The 16,087-nt window shown below is 53.2% G+C and carries 16 protein-coding genes and 1 pseudogene; 8 read left to right on the plus strand and 9 right to left on the minus strand.

The annotated features are described in order from the left end of the window. Window positions 1-4: 4 nt before the first annotated feature. The 5 genes from AB0A83_RS00455 to AB0A83_RS00475 all read left to right on the plus strand — a co-directional run bounded on the left by AB0A83_RS00455 (window position 5) and on the right by AB0A83_RS00475 (window position 4,300). The gene (locus tag AB0A83_RS00455; RefSeq protein WP_367155100.1) at window positions 5-664 is read left to right on the plus strand and encodes a hypothetical protein; all 660 of its coding nucleotides are present in this window, start codon (window positions 5-7) and stop codon (window positions 662-664) included. Then, window positions 661-1,764: a HupE/UreJ family protein gene (locus AB0A83_RS00460; protein ID WP_367155101.1), complete on the plus strand. Its 1,104-nt coding sequence runs from the start codon at window positions 661-663 to the stop codon at window positions 1,762-1,764. The genes AB0A83_RS00455 and AB0A83_RS00460 overlap by 4 nt, the downstream gene beginning before the upstream one ends. Before the next feature lie 113 nt (window positions 1,765-1,877). Further along, a complete protein-coding gene (gene rph / locus AB0A83_RS00465; RefSeq protein ID WP_150046042.1) occupies window positions 1,878-2,612 on the plus strand; it encodes a ribonuclease PH in 735 nt (244 codons plus the stop codon). A gap of 12 nt (window positions 2,613-2,624) precedes the next feature. Next, window positions 2,625-3,212 carry an RdgB/HAM1 family non-canonical purine NTP pyrophosphatase gene (gene rdgB, locus AB0A83_RS00470; protein ID WP_367155103.1) on the plus strand — a complete coding sequence of 196 codons (588 nt, stop codon included), beginning with the start codon at window positions 2,625-2,627 and terminating at the stop codon, window positions 3,210-3,212. Next, a complete protein-coding gene (locus AB0A83_RS00475; protein WP_367155104.1) occupies window positions 3,209-4,300 on the plus strand; it encodes a phosphotransferase enzyme family protein in 1,092 nt (363 codons plus the stop codon). Before rdgB ends, AB0A83_RS00475 begins: the two co-directional genes overlap by 4 nt. Before the next feature lie 254 nt (window positions 4,301-4,554). On the opposite strand, the gene AB0A83_RS00480 is transcribed toward AB0A83_RS00475, so the two are convergent. Continuing rightward, a complete protein-coding gene (locus tag AB0A83_RS00480; RefSeq protein ID WP_367155105.1) occupies window positions 4,555-5,817 on the minus strand; it encodes a type II toxin-antitoxin system HipA family toxin in 1,263 nt (420 codons plus the stop codon). Next, window positions 5,814-6,053, minus strand: coding sequence for a helix-turn-helix transcriptional regulator (locus AB0A83_RS00485; protein ID WP_150046046.1), 240 nt, complete (start codon window positions 6,051-6,053; stop codon window positions 5,814-5,816). Before AB0A83_RS00485 ends, AB0A83_RS00480 begins: the two co-directional genes overlap by 4 nt. Window positions 6,054-6,298: 245 nt before the next feature. Here AB0A83_RS00485 and AB0A83_RS00490 point away from each other — a divergent pair, with 245 nt between their 5' ends. Further along, window positions 6,299-6,562 carry a hypothetical protein gene (locus AB0A83_RS00490; RefSeq protein WP_367155106.1) on the plus strand — a complete coding sequence of 88 codons (264 nt, stop codon included), beginning with the start codon at window positions 6,299-6,301 and terminating at the stop codon, window positions 6,560-6,562. Between the two features lie 192 nt (window positions 6,563-6,754). On the opposite strand, the gene AB0A83_RS00495 is transcribed toward AB0A83_RS00490, so the two are convergent. Continuing rightward, a complete protein-coding gene (locus AB0A83_RS00495) occupies window positions 6,755-7,159 on the minus strand; it encodes a helix-turn-helix domain-containing protein (RefSeq protein ID WP_367155107.1) in 405 nt (134 codons plus the stop codon). A gap of 464 nt (window positions 7,160-7,623) precedes the next feature. Between AB0A83_RS00495 and AB0A83_RS00500 the strand changes: the two genes are divergently transcribed. Continuing rightward, window positions 7,624-7,773 carry a hypothetical protein gene (locus AB0A83_RS00500; protein WP_367155108.1) on the plus strand — a complete coding sequence of 50 codons (150 nt, stop codon included), beginning with the start codon at window positions 7,624-7,626 and terminating at the stop codon, window positions 7,771-7,773. A gap of 69 nt (window positions 7,774-7,842) precedes the next feature. On the opposite strand, the gene AB0A83_RS00505 is transcribed toward AB0A83_RS00500, so the two are convergent. The 5 genes from AB0A83_RS00505 to AB0A83_RS00525 all read right to left on the minus strand — a co-directional run bounded on the left by AB0A83_RS00505 (window position 7,843) and on the right by AB0A83_RS00525 (window position 12,814). Continuing rightward, entirely contained in the window at window positions 7,843-8,553 is a 711-nt protein-coding gene (locus AB0A83_RS00505; protein ID WP_367155109.1) for a M48 family metallopeptidase, read from the minus strand. A 1-nt stretch (window position 8,554) separates the two neighbouring features. Then, the gene (locus tag AB0A83_RS00510; protein ID WP_367155110.1) at window positions 8,555-9,889 is read right to left on the minus strand and encodes a hypothetical protein; all 1,335 of its coding nucleotides are present in this window, start codon (window positions 9,887-9,889) and stop codon (window positions 8,555-8,557) included. Further along, window positions 9,793-11,877 (minus strand): type I restriction endonuclease subunit R, encoded by a 2,085-nt coding sequence (locus AB0A83_RS00515; protein ID WP_367155111.1) that lies wholly within the window; start codon window positions 11,875-11,877, stop codon window positions 9,793-9,795. Before AB0A83_RS00515 ends, AB0A83_RS00510 begins: the two co-directional genes overlap by 97 nt. A 369-nt stretch (window positions 11,878-12,246) precedes the next feature. Further along, window positions 12,247-12,504 (minus strand): type II toxin-antitoxin system MqsA family antitoxin, encoded by a 258-nt coding sequence (locus AB0A83_RS00520; protein WP_256603437.1) that lies wholly within the window; start codon window positions 12,502-12,504, stop codon window positions 12,247-12,249. Window positions 12,505-12,508: 4 nt separating this feature from the next. Further along, entirely contained in the window at window positions 12,509-12,814 is a 306-nt protein-coding gene (locus AB0A83_RS00525; RefSeq protein WP_367155112.1) for a DUF4258 domain-containing protein, read from the minus strand. 657 nt (window positions 12,815-13,471) lie between these two features. On the opposite strand from AB0A83_RS00525, the pseudogene AB0A83_RS00530 reads away from it, so the two are divergent. Then, window positions 13,472-14,559 (plus strand): annotated as a pseudogene (locus AB0A83_RS00530) (IS5 family transposase). A 65-nt stretch (window positions 14,560-14,624) separates the two neighbouring features. Here AB0A83_RS00530 and AB0A83_RS00535 read toward each other — a convergent pair. Next, window positions 14,625-15,932, minus strand: a complete 1,308-nt coding sequence (locus tag AB0A83_RS00535) for a restriction endonuclease subunit S (protein WP_367155113.1) — start codon at window positions 15,930-15,932, stop codon at window positions 14,625-14,627. Between the last annotated feature and the right edge of the window lie 155 nt (window positions 15,933-16,087).

The following is a 16,087-nucleotide window of genomic DNA, read 5'->3' on the forward strand; positions in this document are numbered from 1 at the left end:
TCAAATGAATCGTCGTATCGCTTTTTCATTGCGCGTGCTGGTGTTAGCCGCGTTCGGGCTATTGTTGCCGGGTTGCGAACAGCTGGGCATAGGCGCTAAACAATCCAACGCTCTCGGCAACCGGCCCGATTTGGATTGCATCATCGCCAACGATTTTTACGCCGTGCATTTCAGCGCCTATCTGCAGCCCGGCAAAGAAGATTTGGCCAGCGGCAACAAGGCGGCTTTCGTGCCGTTTTGCCAGCAAATTCCGCGTACCGGCAAAATGTTCTTTACTGCGGATTTGATCGACCGCGACATTCGGGAAACGCCTATCGGCATTCGCTTGGTGGAAGTGGAAAAAACCGGGCAGCCTGCGCCGGACGATGTCCGCGAGGTACGCACCCTGGTGGAGATTCCGGCCAAACTTTATCCCCGCGGTGCGGTAGAGGCGCAAGCGGAAATCGACCGAAACGGCGATTATCTGCTGTACTTCTTGATAGGCGACGCTATCGAAGAAGACGACAAATTCAAAGTGCCGTTGCAGGTTGGAACCGGCCCGGCTCAGATCCAGTGGCTGATGATAACTTCTCTGGCCGCGGCCGGCTTGTCGATCCTCGGCTTGTTGATTTGGCTGGTGCTGCGCAGCAAACGGCGCTCGGTCACGCTGGAAGGCGGCGAATGATGCAGACCGGCCAGTTTACTGCGCGGCTATTGCCGCGCTACGTTTTATTGTGGTGTACGGTATTCCTGGCGCCGGCTTGGGCCCATCCGCCCGGCTTGAGCTCGCTGGAGCTGAGCCTGCAAGCCGGACAACTGGCGGTGAAAGCCACGTTTGCCTTGCAAGACATCGAAGCGTTCGCGCCGATGGACAGCGACTTGGACGCCGAAGTCAGCGATGCGGAACGCGACGCCGCCAAACCGGCAGTCGCCGCGTTCGTCGCCGGCAAGCTGGCCATCGCGGCGGACGGCGTACAACTGGCGCCCGAAGAGCCCGGCAGCGTGGATTACGACGCGCAGAACAACGCCCACGTGCAGTTGCGCTATCAACCGGCACCCAAGCAAACGCTGGCGCTCGAGTCGAAGTTTTTAGCCGAGCTGCCGGAAGGGCATCAGCAGTTTTTACAAATTCGCAGCGCCGACGGCCGCATCCTGCAGGAAAAGATGCTAAGCCGGACCGACGATAAACTGCAAATGTCCGTGTCCGACGGCGGCGATAGCGGCTGGGCCACAGTATTTTCGGCCTTTTTCAAGCTCGGGGTGGAACACATCGTCACCGGTTACGACCACTTGTTGTTCTTGTTCGCGTTATTGGCGGTTACCCATAGCTTTTGGCCGGCGATTAAAATCATTACCTTTTTCACCGTCGCCCATTCGCTTACCCTGGCGTTGGCCGGTTTGAATCTAATCACCTTGCCGAGCAGTTTCGTCGAGCCGTTTATCGCCGCGACCATCGTCTATGTGGCGCTGGAAAACCTGATCCGCGGCGACCAGCCCAAAGGCCGGCATTGGTTAACCTTCTCTTTCGGCTTGATCCACGGTTTCGGCTTCGCCAGCGTGCTGCAAGAACTGGAGATAGGCACGGCCTCCAGCGGCATCTTGTTACCCTTGCTGTCTTTCAACCTCGGCATAGAAACCGGCCAAATCGCCGTGGCCGCTACAGTCTTGCCCATCATTTGGCAGTTGAACGGCAAAACCGAACGGGCGCCGGTTTTTTTGAAAGCAGGTTCCATGCTGGTGGCCTTGCTGGGTGGGTATTGGTTTTTGGAGCGTACCGTGTTGTAAACCGCGCGTCTGACCGAGATTAGGATGCTTTCGATCAGCAGTGCCTCCGGTTACCGCCCCGAACCCGCTAACAATGTCGGTATAATGCGGCAATTTTTAATGTCGAGACCGTTATGAGACCCAGTGGACGCCAACCCGAACAACTACGCGAAATTCGCTTCACCTGCCATTACACCAAACATGCCGAAGGTTCGGTGTTGGTGGAATTCGGCGATACCCGCGTGTTGTGCACCGCCAGCGTGGACGCCTCGGTGCCGCGCTTTTTGAAAGGCAAGGGCGAGGGCTGGGTAACCGCCGAATACGGCATGCTGCCGCGTTCCACCCACAGCCGCATGGACAGAGAGGCCGGCCGCGGCAAGCAAGGCGGCCGCACCTTGGAAATTCAACGTCTAATCGGCCGCTCGCTACGGGCCGCCGTGGATTTGAAGGCGCTGGGCGAACACACCATCACCCTGGATTGCGACGTGATCCAGGCCGACGGCGGCACCCGCACCGCCTCCATTACCGGCGGCTTCGTCGCCTTGTCGATAGCCGTCGACCATTTGCTGAAAACTAAAAGAATCAAAACCAATCCGCTACACGGCCAAGTCGCTTCGGTGTCCGTGGGTATTTACAACGGCGTGGCGGTACTGGATTTGGACTACGCCGAAGACAGCCAGGCCGAAACCGATATGAACGTGGTGATGAACGAAGCCGGCCATTTCATCGAAGTACAAGGCACGGCGGAAGGGCACGCTTTCCGTAAAGACGAACTGAACGCCATGCTGGAATTAGCCGAGGCGGGCATCAACCAACTGCTGGAAAAGCAGCGCGCCGCCTTGCAACAGGCCAAACAAACCGCAGCCTAGCCTCGTAGCACTATGAGCAGCATTGTGTTGGCCAGCGGCAACGCCGGCAAAATCCGGGAGATTCAAGCCATCTTGCAAAACGAACGCATCGTCCCGCAGTCGCAATTCGCCGTACCGGAAGCCGACGAAACCGGTTCTACCTTCGTCGAAAACGCCATCATCAAGGCCCGCAACGCCGCCTTACATAGCAAATTACCGGCGATTGCCGACGATTCCGGTTTGGTAGTCGACGCGCTGGACGGTGCGCCCGGCGTGATTTCGGCCCGCTATGCCGGTATCGGTGCCTCCGACCAAGCCAATTTGGATAAATTATTGTTAGCCATGCAAAACGTACCGGCCGGGCGACGTAGCGCCCGTTTCGTTTGCGTGATGGTTTATTTACGCCGGGCCGACGACCCTATTCCAATAATCGCGCAAGGGGTTTGGGAAGGCAGCATTCTGACCGAAGCGGTCGGTGCAAACGGCTTCGGTTACGATCCGGTGTTTTGGGTCGAAGCCTACCGCTGCTCCTCGGCCCAATTGGCTCCGAAGTTGAAAAACAGCCTCAGCCACCGCGGCCAAGCCTTGAGTTTGCTAAGTCAACAACTGGCAGGCTCGTGAGCGTTTGTGCCGCCGAGATTGCCCGGCAATTTACCGGCGGCACTCCCGATGCGGTAGTACCGCTGGGCAGTGGTCTAATCAACGACACCTTTCTGGTAACCTGGCCCGGCGGCGATTTGGTGCTGCAACGTCTTAACAGCCGGGTATTCCCGCAGCCCGCCTTGGTGATGGACAATTTGGCTCAGTTAAACCGGCACGCGCAAACCAAACCGGCCGATCAAGTTCAATTGCGCATCCCGGCGATCATCGCTACCCTCAGCGGCCACCCGGTTTATCGGGACGGCGATGGCCACTACTGGCGCGCGCTGGAGCGAATTGCTCCGGCGCAAAGCCGGGATAACATGCAAAACGCGGCGCAAGCGCGAGCGGTCGGTCTGGCTTTGGCGCAATTTCATGCATTGTGCAGCGATTTGTCGCCGGATTTGTTGCACGACACCCTGCCCGGCTTCCACATTACCCCGGAATATTTTGCCGAATACCGGCAGTTGCGCCCGGAATTGCCTGCCGAACAAGCAGACCAAGTCCGCGCATGCTGCGCCTATATCGAATCGTGTAGCAATAAGCTGGACGTGCTGGAGCAGGCCAAGCAGCGCGGCGAGTTGCGCCAGCGAGTGATACACGGCGATCCGAAATTGAACAATTTTCTGTTCGAACCGGACGGCGACCGCATCGTCAGCCTGATCGACCTGGACACCGTCAAGCCCGGCTTGATCCATTACGACATCGGCGACTGCATACGCTCCTGTTGTCACGACAAAAGCGTTAACCGCTTCGATTTGCCGAGGGCGCGGCTCATCCTGCACAGCTATCTGCAAGCCGCCGGCGGCTTTTTAACCGCCGCCGACTTCGCCTATTTGTATCCGGCCATCTGGTTGATCCCGTTCGAACTAGGTTTACGATTTTTTACCGATTATTTACGCGGCAACCGCTATTTCAAAATCGAGCATCCCGAGCACAACTTACAACGTAGCCAAGCCTTATTTGCCTTGTGCGACGACATCGAAAGGCAAAAATCGGCGCTTTCAGATTGCATAGCCGCTATCGCGGCCGGTTTGGAACCGGCAATCGGTCATCGAGGAGTTTTTTAGTGAATGCGGGCAAGCCCCGACATCCTGCATTACGCCCTGCAGCTGGCCGAAGATATTCTGCGAATTCACCATGGCGATACAAGGGGATTCGTGCGCTGTGCCAGTTGTCGATTGCTGCAAGTGTCAGAACAACGATGCAGCCAATTCGGCTGGCGGATTGTGGTGGATAAATGGCGGCGATGTAAGAATTTTCTTCGCTGCAATGACAGAGTCATCGAAATGATGTAGCCAGCATCAACGCCAGCCGATTGGCTTTAGGCGTTATCAGTCAACCGCCTGACCGTTAGCGCCGCGCGTTGCTCGATCAGCTGTACGATGTGTTCAACCACCGGATTTCCGGCGAATTGATAGTTCGCCGATGTCTGCAACCTGCGAGCGACCACGGGTAGCCGTTGGCACAAGCCGAGGATACGTTTTCGGGTTTGTGCCACCGACAATCCCGCCGCTTGGGCAAAGCGCTCCCAGTGTCTTGCCTGTACTTCGCTGAATTTGTATTTGCCACCCAACTGCATCGCCATCTTTGGCGTCAGGCTGGGATAAACGGCGGTTGACAAGACGTCGTAGAGCGGCGCCAGAACTGCGCCCTTGTCGGCATACAAGATAGAAAAGTTCTTGGCATGGGCGTCGTGGTTGCCGATCAAAGCATTGAAAATGACCGCATCCAGCAGACGCAGTACCTGCGGCGCACTCGGTCGGGTCACGCGGCGGACCAAGTCAAAGCACTGTTCCAAACCCGGCCCACCCTCGTTCTGATATTTCAGTTCCGGTACCACGCCCAGTGCCTGACAGAAATCTTCCTGATGCAGCCGCAAGCGTTGGCCATTGGCAGCTTGAGTTCTGTCATAACGCTCGACCAGCAGAAATGAGCGGTCGCGAACGCTACAAATCCTCGACTGTGCGGTCTGAAAATGCATCGCATCGGCCAATGCCAGACAGAAACCTTCGTTGATCACGCTGTCTTCAACGGCGGCGATGGCCGGTTTGAGAATATGGCTACTGGGCGCGCCATTGCGGGGTAGACCGATTCGTTGACCATCAAACACCACCGGCAATTTATCCTGAGCGCCCGCCAACGATAAGCGCAAACCATCCTGACCGGCCAGCATCGGCCGCTGCGGCAATTCATCCAGCACGGCAAGCAGGTCATCGTCGGACAGCCAGTCAATATCGCTCGCTGAATTAGACACAGCGGGTAAACCGTCTGGCGGCAATAGCGAAACGGCACCGGCGCATTCGCCGCCAATATGATCGAGCAAGGCAAAGTCGTTTTGCTTCGAGACCTGAAACTGGCGTGCGACCAATTGGCGTAACTTGCCCTCCGGCAACAGTCCGGCAAAGAAAGGCCGCGCCTGCAAGTCGTTGAACGGTTCTACTTGCAACGGTAACGAACAGGACAGAGGGACTGCGTCGGATTGTTGCAGCCAGTCGGCGTCATAGCTAAATTGCAGTCTGCCTTCGACCAAGGCCAACTCTCCCACTCGACGATCAAATAAATAGACTGCCAGTAGATGGCTCATGGCATTTCGTCACCGGTTACGCTGGGCAGGCCATCAAGCATGACCTGCCCGCCCAGTGCTTCAATAACGCGCATCACCGTTTCCAGACGCACGGTCGGCTTGCCTGCTTCGAGGTCGACGATAAAGCGAACGCCAACACCTGCCGCCAACGCCAATTCGGATTGAGTTAATCCGAGCTGTTTGCGGGCGTTGCGTAGCGCTTGGCCAAGTTGTTGGGTGGAATGGATGTTGATCATAGTGTTTTTCCCGTTCGGGAAATTATTAGGCAAAACAATCAATATGCAAGTTTAATTTCCCGAACGGTAAATTTTATTAAAAATGTGCCATACATAAGTAACAGTATTCCCGTTCGGGAAAATTCGCCCTTTTCAGTGTCAGCGCTTCTCCCGCTCAGTGTTGCCGGGATGGATAGCATCACTAGCTGGTGATATAACTTGCAGTTACGGCGAGAACGAACAAAAAAGAAACCAATCGACAGCAAATGACTAGCAAACAGAAAAAATCCAAAGCAACCTGGAGCGACGTTAAATCCAAATTGGCTGACGTCGATCGTGTTGGCCTGATCGGGCTGATACTGGATCTATACGCAGCCAATAAAGATAATCAAACGTTTCTGCATGCACGATCGGGTTGGGCGAGGATATTCTCAAACCCTATAAGGACACGATTTCCCGCTGGATTTGCCCTGTTAACCGGCGTGCAAAACTTTCTGCATATTCTGGCCCAAGCTGAACACCCACTCTGATTTAATTTGAACACCGATTCTGAATCGAGTTGAACCTTACCGATTTCGGTAATAAAGTTTTACGTTAGTAGTAATTGATGCCAGGGCGGCTTGACGAGAACTTGGGCGAGAGGATACTGAGTTCTCCACGGGCGAGGTACCTACTTCGCTTGCAGTGCGGGGCAAGCCGTCTGGTTTGTTCCGTGCTGCACTTTACATCTCTGTTCTCCTAAAATTTGATTGTTTGTCTGAGGTTGTGCCTAGGGCCAGGACATCCAACATCAGTTTGATTTGTCCTTTGCTTAACCTTCCCAATTGTTTTCTTAACTCGTTTACCACGAGATATTCCTCAAGCGGCAAGCCATCAGGCAACTGAAAGTTTCTTTGAGATTGTTCTGCGCTATCCCACATTCCCGCTTGCTCTTCCTCGTCTAAATTCAGAACGTGTATCAACTTTTCTAAGACTTGTTTTGATGGAGGTACTTTGCGGCCTTTTTCCAGCAAGCTGAGGTAACTCGCCTGAATGCCAAGATCAGCTGCTAATTGCTTTTGTTGCAATTGGCGGCTACGCCTCACACGTTCCAAAAACAAACCAAAAGGACTCATCAACCAGTTCACAAAATCTAATAAATTTCATTTCGATACTAATATAATTTTTAATATATTACATTATGTCCTATATGTTTAGATTAACTAAATTCTTAGCGAAACATTTAGTTAAGCTAAACTATTAATTAAATAAAATTTCTATTATTCAAAGACAAAAAACAGCTTTGCACTTGATTGATTCGGCTTGCGCGTAATTTTAGCGGCTAAAAATTTATGAGCCCCTTGCCATAGAAATCTAAAAAGCAAATAACACGCCATTTATAAGCAATGACCTAGCTTTTTGCTAAAGCACTATTTCTTCGGTTTTTCGTATAATTTGAGATAGGTGTGTCCAATGCCGCGCTTGAACTTTGTTGACAGGGATCTTGCGGAATTGCGACAACACCTAGTACTGATTCATGACGGCTAAGTCCCTTAACTTCAATCCACGTCTAAACTTCGACGATTAACCGCATTGACTTTCGAGTGGACTCATGAAAGAAAAAACACAAAGCTTGATTGGTTTTCCCATCGACGAGAAATCTTATAAGGTTGAACTGGAATTACAGGATCGTTACACCGCTTATTCTTCGGAATCGGCAAGCGGCTTGTATTTCAACTTGCATTTGAATGGTGCTTTTTGACCACCAACTAGCCAGCGTAGTTTCCAGCCTCCGGCTACTGCTACATTGAGATAGTTTCGCGTTTTCATGTCAAAGCCCATCTACGCTGATGCCATTCTCGGCTAACCAAATCTTTCGTCTCTCGAAATCAGGTAACACCCGTTCAATTGACCGCCAAAACTCAGGCGTATGATGCGGTTGGCGCAGATGTGCTAATTCATGCACGACGACGTATTCTGCTATATGCGGAGGCAACAGAACGGTTTTCCAGTGAAAGTACAACCAGTCGCCTTTGCCGCATGAGCCCCAGCGGTAACCCAAATCCTGCACCTTGGCGCCGGCAGGTTTTACTTCCATGCGGCTCTGGAATTCCCTGGCTTTGGCCCACAACCAGCGGGTGGCGTGGATGGTATACCAATCGACAAAGGCTTCCCGCCCTCGTTCGACGTGGTCGCGCCGCAAACGAAACCGGCCGCTTACCAGCTTCAAGGCGATAGCCTGCACGTCGACTAATTGCAAACGATAGCTGCGTCCCAGGTATAAAAAGCCTTCGCCATCGACGAATTGCTTGATCGGCACCTGTTTTTGCAGACATTCTTTTTCCGCCAGCTTGGTGTAAATCCATTCGCGCTTTTCGATCACGAAATCGCGCAATACCGTCACATCGACTTCGGGCGGCGCTGACAACAACAAGCTGCCATCCCGCTCCACAGTGATCTGCAAGGTGCGGCGGCGTGCGCTACGTTTTACGGTAAAGCACAGGTCGTCAATCGTTAATTCGGAATTGCCGGTCGTTTCCACGTCAAACCTGGAGCAACTTATCGTGACTGGCTCTGGCTTGTTCCATCAGTTTATCTGCCAACACCCCGGCACCATTGCCATCAATCAAGGCCGGACGTAAACGCATCAGATAATCGAACAAGCGACCGTTCAGCGCATCCTGGTCGGCAGCCTTACGCGGCGCCCAAATTTCCGGATTGCCCTTCAACTCGTCGATCAGCAAATCAACCAACTCGACAGTTACATCGGTTAAACGCACGACTTCAACAGGAATCGGCACTTCACCACCCTTAACCACATCGACCACGGTGCGCAGAAACGGCAAATAATGTTCCGGCAGCTCGCTGGATGTTTCATCATTGGCGACGTGACCACTGCGCAGTTCGGCAATGATTTTTTGCAATTGCGCGATCAATTCGTCCCATTGCTGATCCAGGCTTTTTAGAATCTCACTAAGACGCTCGGACAGTTTGCGGTAACCGACCGGGTCTTCATCGAGGTGCTTTCTAATATGCGAGCGAATCGCGTGTTCCATTTCCGAGGCCTTGGCCCGGTCGTTGGCGGCACGACCGACGTGTCGCTCGAAATCGGCATCGGTTAGCTGGATCGGCGGAATTTTCGGATTCACACCCAAGGAAATCACATGCTCGTCGATCAGCTTGCGCACCTTGGCGCCGACATCCTTGCCCAACACTGGCGTGTCTTTGTAGCGGTTACGAGCGCGGGCATAGATATAGGCCAACTGCTTGGCATCTTTGATGAATGGCAAACCTTCCGGGCGGGGCAACACGGTATCCAGCGACGCCAAAAACGCCTTCAACTTAACCGCAAACTCGGCATGTATTTTTTCGCTGGCCAGTGCCTCGATACAGGCTTCGGTTTCCGCCAACGATTCCACGCCGCACTGGCGAAACACATCCACCACCCGCACATGCCGGTCGCGCAGTATCGGAATTTCATCCTGTAGACTGGTCAACGCGCCTTCAATGTCCTCGTCGGCATAGGCCGCCAGCGCTTCCTGCAAATGCCTCGCCACGCCGTAGTAATCGACCACAATCCCGCAACGCTTACCAAAGCCGGTGCGATTGACCCGAGCAATAGCTTGCAGCAATTCCGCTTCGCGGATCGGCCTATCCAGGTACATCACGCCTTCGATCGGCGCATCGAAACCGGTGAGCAACATGGATTTCACCACCAAAAACCCCAGTGGGTCGGTCTTGGTCGGATCGGCATGCAACAGCGGCTTTTTGAAACGCTTGATCAATTGCTCGTGTGCCGAACCGTCGGTCCACGGCTTCCAGCCTGGATCGTCGTTGTTGCTGCCGGAAATGATCGGTGCAAATTGCAGCGAGCGCAAAGTATCTCGATACCGCCAGGCTTGCACCACGGCCTGCACCTTTGGCGGCCTTTGGCATAAAGCTTCATCGTCCAACATCTTGTCGTCCGCCGATAAAGCTTCGGGGCATCGCGCAACAACTCGTCGCGGGCAAGCTGCAAGGCCTCGAAATAACGGACTGCCGCCAAGCGGCTATAAGCCACCACCTGCGCCTTGTAACCATTCGGCAGGATGAAAGTGACGTAGTGACGCAGCATGTCGCGGGCTTTGTCGGCAATCAGTGCCGGTGCGTCGAACAACTGACCTTTGGTGGCGTATTTTTGTTTGATCAGCTCCAGCTCTTGCGGACTGTGCTGCCGAAACAAGTCCTCGAACAACTCATCCAGGCTGGCACCATCCTTCACCGCGCCCTTGGCGGTGCGACCTTCATACAATACCGGCACCGTGGCCCCGTCCGCTTCGGCTTGCTTGATGGTGTAACGGTCGATGAACTCGCCGAAAATTTCGTGGGTGCGCTTTTTCTCGCCCATGATGATAGGCGTGCCGGTAAAGCCGATGCGGGCACTGTTCGGCAAACCGGCCAGCAGATTGGCGTGTAAATCGCCGGCCTGGGTGCGGTGCGCTTCGTCCACCAACACTAAAATGGCTTCGTCGTCGTTCAACACCTCGAAGGTGGCTTGGGCTTTGTAAGTGGATTTTGGCGTGGAGATACCCGCTTGTTTCGGCAAATCGGCGGCAGTCAACGGTGCGTCGTCAACCAGCTCCGCATCGCGATATTTTTGGATGGTGGCAAAAATCAGCCCCGGCCCCTTACGCTTGGCTAAATTCTTGATGCCGGTGGTATTGCTGGCGACTTCCACCGTCTCGCCTGTCAGCGTCGCAGTCGCCGATAGTTGCCGCTGCAAATCGTTGCGGTCGGTAACAACGATCACTTTGAATCGGCGTAGCAAGGGTTCCGCATGCAGTTTTCGCACCAAAAACACCATGGTCAAACTCTTGCCAGAACCCTGCGTGTGCCAAATGATGCCACCGCGCTGATCCGATTCGCCATGCTGCTTGCGGGTTTTTCCGGTTTTCAGCTTGTTCAGTGCCTTGTTCACCGCCCGATATTGTTGGTAGCGGCACACGGTTTTAATGGTCTGACCTTCTGCCTGCATGAACAGCATGAAATGCCGGATGACATCCAGTAAATGCGCTGGCGTTAAAAGGCCCGCAATCAGACGCTGTTGTTCGGATACTATCGTCTTGCCTAACCGGTCGGCCACCTCGGCTTCGTTGCCCGAACCGTCCGGCCCGACCACCGTTTTCCACTGCGCAAAATGTTCGAACCCGCCGCCGATGCAACCGACCCGCGCTTCGTCGAAGGAACTGGCAATCAACAATTGCACCGTGGCAAATAAAGTTTCGTTGCCCTCGTTGTCGTCTACTTCCAACGCTGCGTGGCGTTGATTAGCGTAGCGGCGCAATTGATCGACCGCCTCGGCCAAGGGTTCCGGTATCGACGGACTTTTGCATTCCACCACGACGATGGGCAAACCGTTCACCAGCAACACCAAATCCGGCACGATAAAAGCCTTGGCGCCATTAAAGCCCGGCGGGCAATCGACACGGTACTGGTTAACCACCGTGAAGCGGTTATTACCGTGCGTTTCCCAATCAATATAACGGATGGTCTGGCCGCGCCCGCCGTCCCAACCCGGCAAGCCCTCCACGGTAATACCGTCTATCAACAAGCGGGTGACCTTTTCGTTGGCTTCCATCAACCGGCCACTCAAGCGGCTAATCGCCGCTACCGCTTCGGCAATCCTCTCGTCATCCAACCAGGGCAGGCCATCGTGCAAATTCAATGCGCGCAACCGCTCACGTAAAACCGCTTCCTGAATCACCTCGGCAAAACTGCCACGCCCGGTGACAGCGGGATCGTCCAAACTGCCTTCGACTGGCGACCACCCGAGTTGCGTTAACTGCGCGATAAATGGTATTTCAACGTCTTCCAGTTCCCGGCCCATGATCTATTCCGTGTTTGATTAACTCATTTCAAGTTGCGATTGTCCTATAGCCGCTCATAGAGGCTCATAGAAACCTCATAGCGGCTCATAGCCAGCTTTATAGACCAATGGGTAAACGGCCCAAGCTTCCCATCCGACGGGTAAAAAATAGTTATGTTGCCCCTGACAATCAAATAGCCGTCAAATAATAACAATCCAATTAAATCAATGCCTTGGACCAAAAATCCTTCTTCCGTAATATCGTCCAAGGCTCGGCAATCAAATAGCCATCCAATAGCTGCTCATAACATGTAACAGCCACCTATAGTGGCGTATAGAAATCTGATAGCAAACGCTCTAACAAAAACTATCGTCAGGCGAACTTCAAATTCACCGACTCAAAGCAGCGAATGACTCGACCGCTACCGGTTTGATCCAAGTCGGCTTTTTTTGGTGATTGATAATCGCCAAGTGCTCGGCTTCGATGGCTTTCAACACGGCAGCCTCAAAATATTGTTCCCCGCAGAAGTCGCATTCCAGGCAGGGAACATCATCGATAATCAACAACTCGTCGCCTTGTTGATGCAGATAACGCGTTAGCTTATGGCTTAAATGCTTGTGGCCGCAGAAGCTACATTGTTCAGTCATGGTTTTATCCTCGCTCATAAGGATTCTTAAATTTAGGTGGTGTGGGAATATACACTGTAATAATCACCAACCATTCACCTAGTGTGCCGCAGACCGCATGGATCGGCTTGCCGGCATCGGTAAAACCCACCAACAAACAGCTTTCGCCGCGGCCGGTATCTGGATACTGCTCGATAACGCGCCCAGAACGCAAGGCCTGTTCCACTTCCGCCAGCGATAAAGCGTCATTCTGCCGTTCACGGTCGGCGTGGCGAGAATAGCGGTACTGATTGTTTCCCGCACACGCCTTGATCCAGCTTTCATCAATCACTTAATCTACTTTGTCAGATTTAACAACGCCGTCATGCCCGCCGGGAAGTGGGCATCCAGTGCCATGGATGGCAAGTTTCGATCCGTCCGTGGAGTCTGGATTCCGGCAATCCATGCCGGAATGACAGTTATCAAACATAGATATGTATAACGATGAGAGCTCAAGATTGGGAACCAGGAACATAATCGGTTTTGGCAGCGTCTTCCTGAGCAGTTAACGCGAATTTACCCAACCATCGCTTAGAAAAGCTCGCTGCGGCGACGGGCAACCCGTCTGACGGCCCCGAAATATCGGCATCGGATTTTTGCGACAAAGGCAACACGATGAACTCGGCTTCCGCGCAGTCCGCAAACTACTCGGGTAATTCCAACTGCACGGTCAAGCCGTTCAACTTGCGGGTGGTTCGATGGGCATACATGGTTAAGCTCGGAATCTGGCGAAGAATGCTCAGGATAACTCAAGCAAGGGCGAGACGCGAACGCGGCCGGTGAGGAGGTCGTTCATTAAGCCAGACTTATGAGATTTGAGCTTAGCAGGCTGTTGATTTTATCTCCCCTGTAACCCGCATTGGCTGGTTGAATCAGATGTGTTGGTAAATCATAAAGTATTGTTCTAAATGATAAAATAGTTCTATCTCCAATCTATTGCATTGACCCCATGCGCGGCGCCGACATCACCCAAGAACCACTGTTCAGTTACCGAACCCTGGAAAGCCGGATTCCGAAGAAGCACCCATTGCGCAAGCTGCGTCAAGTGGTCGACTTGTTGCTCGCCACGCTAAACGACGAGTTCGACGCGCTCTACGCTCGTCGCGGTCGAGATTCCATTCCGCCGGAACGCTTGTTGCGCGCCAGTTTGTTGCAAGTGCTATTTTCCATCCGTTCGGAACGGCAACTGGTGGAGCATATCGACTTCAACCTCTTGTACCGCTGGTTTGTCGGCTTGACGATGGATGACGAGGTGTGGGATCACTCGACCTTCAGCGCCAACCGCGACCGTTTGCTCAACGAACGGATCAGTCGTTTGTTTTTCGAACGGGTACTGGCCTTGGCGGAGTGGAAACAGCTGATCTCTGACGAGCATTTCTCGGTGGACGGCACGCTGATTCAAGCTTGGGCCTCGCACAAAAGTTTCGTCAAAAAAGACGGCTCGACCCCGCCGCCGGAAGACGGCGGCCGCAATCCCACGGTCAACTTCAAGGGCGAGAAACGCAGTAACGAAACCCACGCATCACGCACCGATCCCGATGCCCGGTTGTACAAAAAGAGCGAGGGCGACAAGTCTCAGCTGGCTTTCCTCGGTCATGCCTTGATGGAGAACCGTAATGGCTTGGTCGTCGACGTCGAAGTCACCCAGGCCACCGGCACCGCAGAACGCGAGGCGGCTCACGCCATGGTCAAACGCACGATCCACAAACCGGGCGCGACCTTGGCCGCCGACAAAAATTACGATACGCAGGATTTTGTCGCCAAGTTACGCCAGCGCAAAGTCACGCCGCATGTCGCCAGCAAGGAAAAAGGTTCGGCCATCGACGGACGTACCACACGGCATGAGGGTTACCGGAAAAGCCTCAACGTCCGCAAGCGGATCGAAGAAGTCTTCGGTTGGGCCAAGACGGTCGGCCCGCTACGCCAAACCAAGTTCCGGGGTTAAAGAAGGTCGCCGCGCAAACGATTTTTACCTTTGCCGCCTATAACCTGACGCGCATGGGTACCATTTTCGGCTGGCGATACAGTACCGCCTAGGCGGTGGTGCGCCTGAAATCCGCCAAAAGGCGGAATTTAACGCCCTTCGGGGCGAATATAACCGGCTAAAACCGGTTTTTGAGGTGTGATCGGGCTTCCAGAAGCCCAACAAAACCAAAAAATGGTTTTGAAGCCGAAGGCATATAGGCAAATTTCAACACCCTGTTAGCAAGCAAATTCGATTCATTGGTTATACGTTCCGCGATAGACGCCATTCTTTCACAGATTGCAGATTGCTCGTATTCAGGAGGAACAGGAACGATTGGAGAGAGAATTTCACTCTTTGACAAATGAGGAATATCCATACCTTTCTGCTGTGCAAACAAATCTCTATGAAAATTAGGCCAGTTGGTCAAATAGCGAAGAAAGTCCATAGAGCAAAGTAATGGCACAAAGCGCCCCACTCGTTGGACAAGTAAGCAAGGCAAATCGCTTTGGTTAACAATAGAAAACTTCGCTCCCGTTTTTGTGAAAGTTCTATCCATACCTACCACAACATCACCCGCATTCAACAAGTAGTTTTCGAAAGATTTAACGGCTGTCTCATCCAAAAACTTTTGAACATCCCAATCAGGAGAGCCATACCCTACATTGTCTCCACGAAGTAACCTTGTTTTACCGGTATCAAGAAACCAATCTGATTTGAAAGCAAAACCGACTTGAAGATCAGCGACATGTTCCAGAGGTGTAGCATTCCAATCCTTCGGAATCCAGCCCAGCCGCGAGCGTTTGTAGAGGTGCGGGGCTTCGGGTTGGGGCGGGCGGAGTTCGCCGTTGGCGTCGATGCCGCGCGTCAGTAGGTCGTGCAGCAAACCCAGCTTGACAGCCTTGAGCTTGGCAATGATCGCCTCGGTTTCGCGGATGGCGGTGTCGAGGATTTGGGCGATTTTTTGCTGTTCGGCATAAGGAATATCAGGAACATACCAGCCCAACGTTTCTTTCGGGGATGCTCGCGTATGGCTATTTGTCGAACCAACTGCGACGCGAGCGAGCCTACCAGAAAATTGCTCAGACGAAAAATAGGCAACCCAGAAATCAAGAACATCTTCCTGACGTTTTGGATAGTAGCAAATAAACTCTGTTGAACAGCATGTTCGCTCCATCGGATTGCTTACTGCAACAACTCTCGGTTTTCGCGGATTGAGTTTGGAAACCAAAACAGCAGGATTACCAATTGACGTTTTGTTGCTCTCTATGGCTTCTCCGTATTCAATTGAGGGCCCACCGGTTTCGTCGTAAGCTGGGATGCTGTAATGAACAAACTCCAATTTTGGCTGCCTTAATGGTGCGACTTGGTCGCCATTGATCCGGAAAATATCTCCGAGAGGACTTTGTTTCCAAGGTTGGCTGCATGAATTTCCGTCTTCAGACATAACCCAATCCTTTCGAATACCCCTGTAATCTTCCAATCGTCATTCCCGCGAAGGCGGGAATCCAGCGAGGGCTGAGGGTGCTTGCTGGGTCCCCGTGTTCACGGGGACGACGGGAATAGCAAAACATACCTGACTCCTGCCAACCGTTTTGCATT

Origin of the sequence: Methylomonas sp. HYX-M1, assembly GCF_040741385.1 — a bacterium.
In the GTDB taxonomy this organism is placed as follows: Bacteria; Pseudomonadota; Gammaproteobacteria; order Methylococcales; family Methylomonadaceae; genus Methylomonas; species Methylomonas rhizoryzae.

What these genes read in the sequence shown, in the direction of transcription:
- AB0A83_RS00455 (WP_367155100.1), top strand. Translation starts at nt 5, where the DNA reads ATGAATCGTCGTATCGCTTTTTCATTGCGCGTGCTGGTGTTAGCCGCG.
- AB0A83_RS00460 (WP_367155101.1), top strand. Translation starts at nt 661, where the DNA reads ATGATGCAGACCGGCCAGTTTACTGCGCGGCTATTGCCGCGCTACGTT.
- rph (WP_150046042.1), top strand. Translation starts at nt 1,878, where the DNA reads ATGAGACCCAGTGGACGCCAACCCGAACAACTACGCGAAATTCGCTTC.
- rdgB (WP_367155103.1), top strand. Translation starts at nt 2,625, where the DNA reads ATGAGCAGCATTGTGTTGGCCAGCGGCAACGCCGGCAAAATCCGGGAG.
- AB0A83_RS00480 (WP_367155105.1), bottom strand. Translation starts at nt 5,817, where the DNA reads ATGAGCCATCTACTGGCAGTCTATTTATTTGATCGTCGAGTGGGAGAG.
- AB0A83_RS00485 (WP_150046046.1), bottom strand. Translation starts at nt 6,053, where the DNA reads ATGATCAACATCCATTCCACCCAACAACTTGGCCAAGCGCTACGCAAC.
- AB0A83_RS00490 (WP_367155106.1), top strand. Translation starts at nt 6,299, where the DNA reads ATGACTAGCAAACAGAAAAAATCCAAAGCAACCTGGAGCGACGTTAAA.
- AB0A83_RS00500 (WP_367155108.1), top strand. Translation starts at nt 7,624, where the DNA reads ATGAAAGAAAAAACACAAAGCTTGATTGGTTTTCCCATCGACGAGAAA.
- AB0A83_RS00515 (WP_367155111.1), bottom strand. Translation starts at nt 11,877, where the DNA reads ATGGGCCGGGAACTGGAAGACGTTGAAATACCATTTATCGCGCAGTTA.
- AB0A83_RS00520 (WP_256603437.1), bottom strand. Translation starts at nt 12,504, where the DNA reads ATGACTGAACAATGTAGCTTCTGCGGCCACAAGCATTTAAGCCATAAG.
- AB0A83_RS00535 (WP_367155113.1), bottom strand. Translation starts at nt 15,932, where the DNA reads ATGTCTGAAGACGGAAATTCATGCAGCCAACCTTGGAAACAAAGTCCT.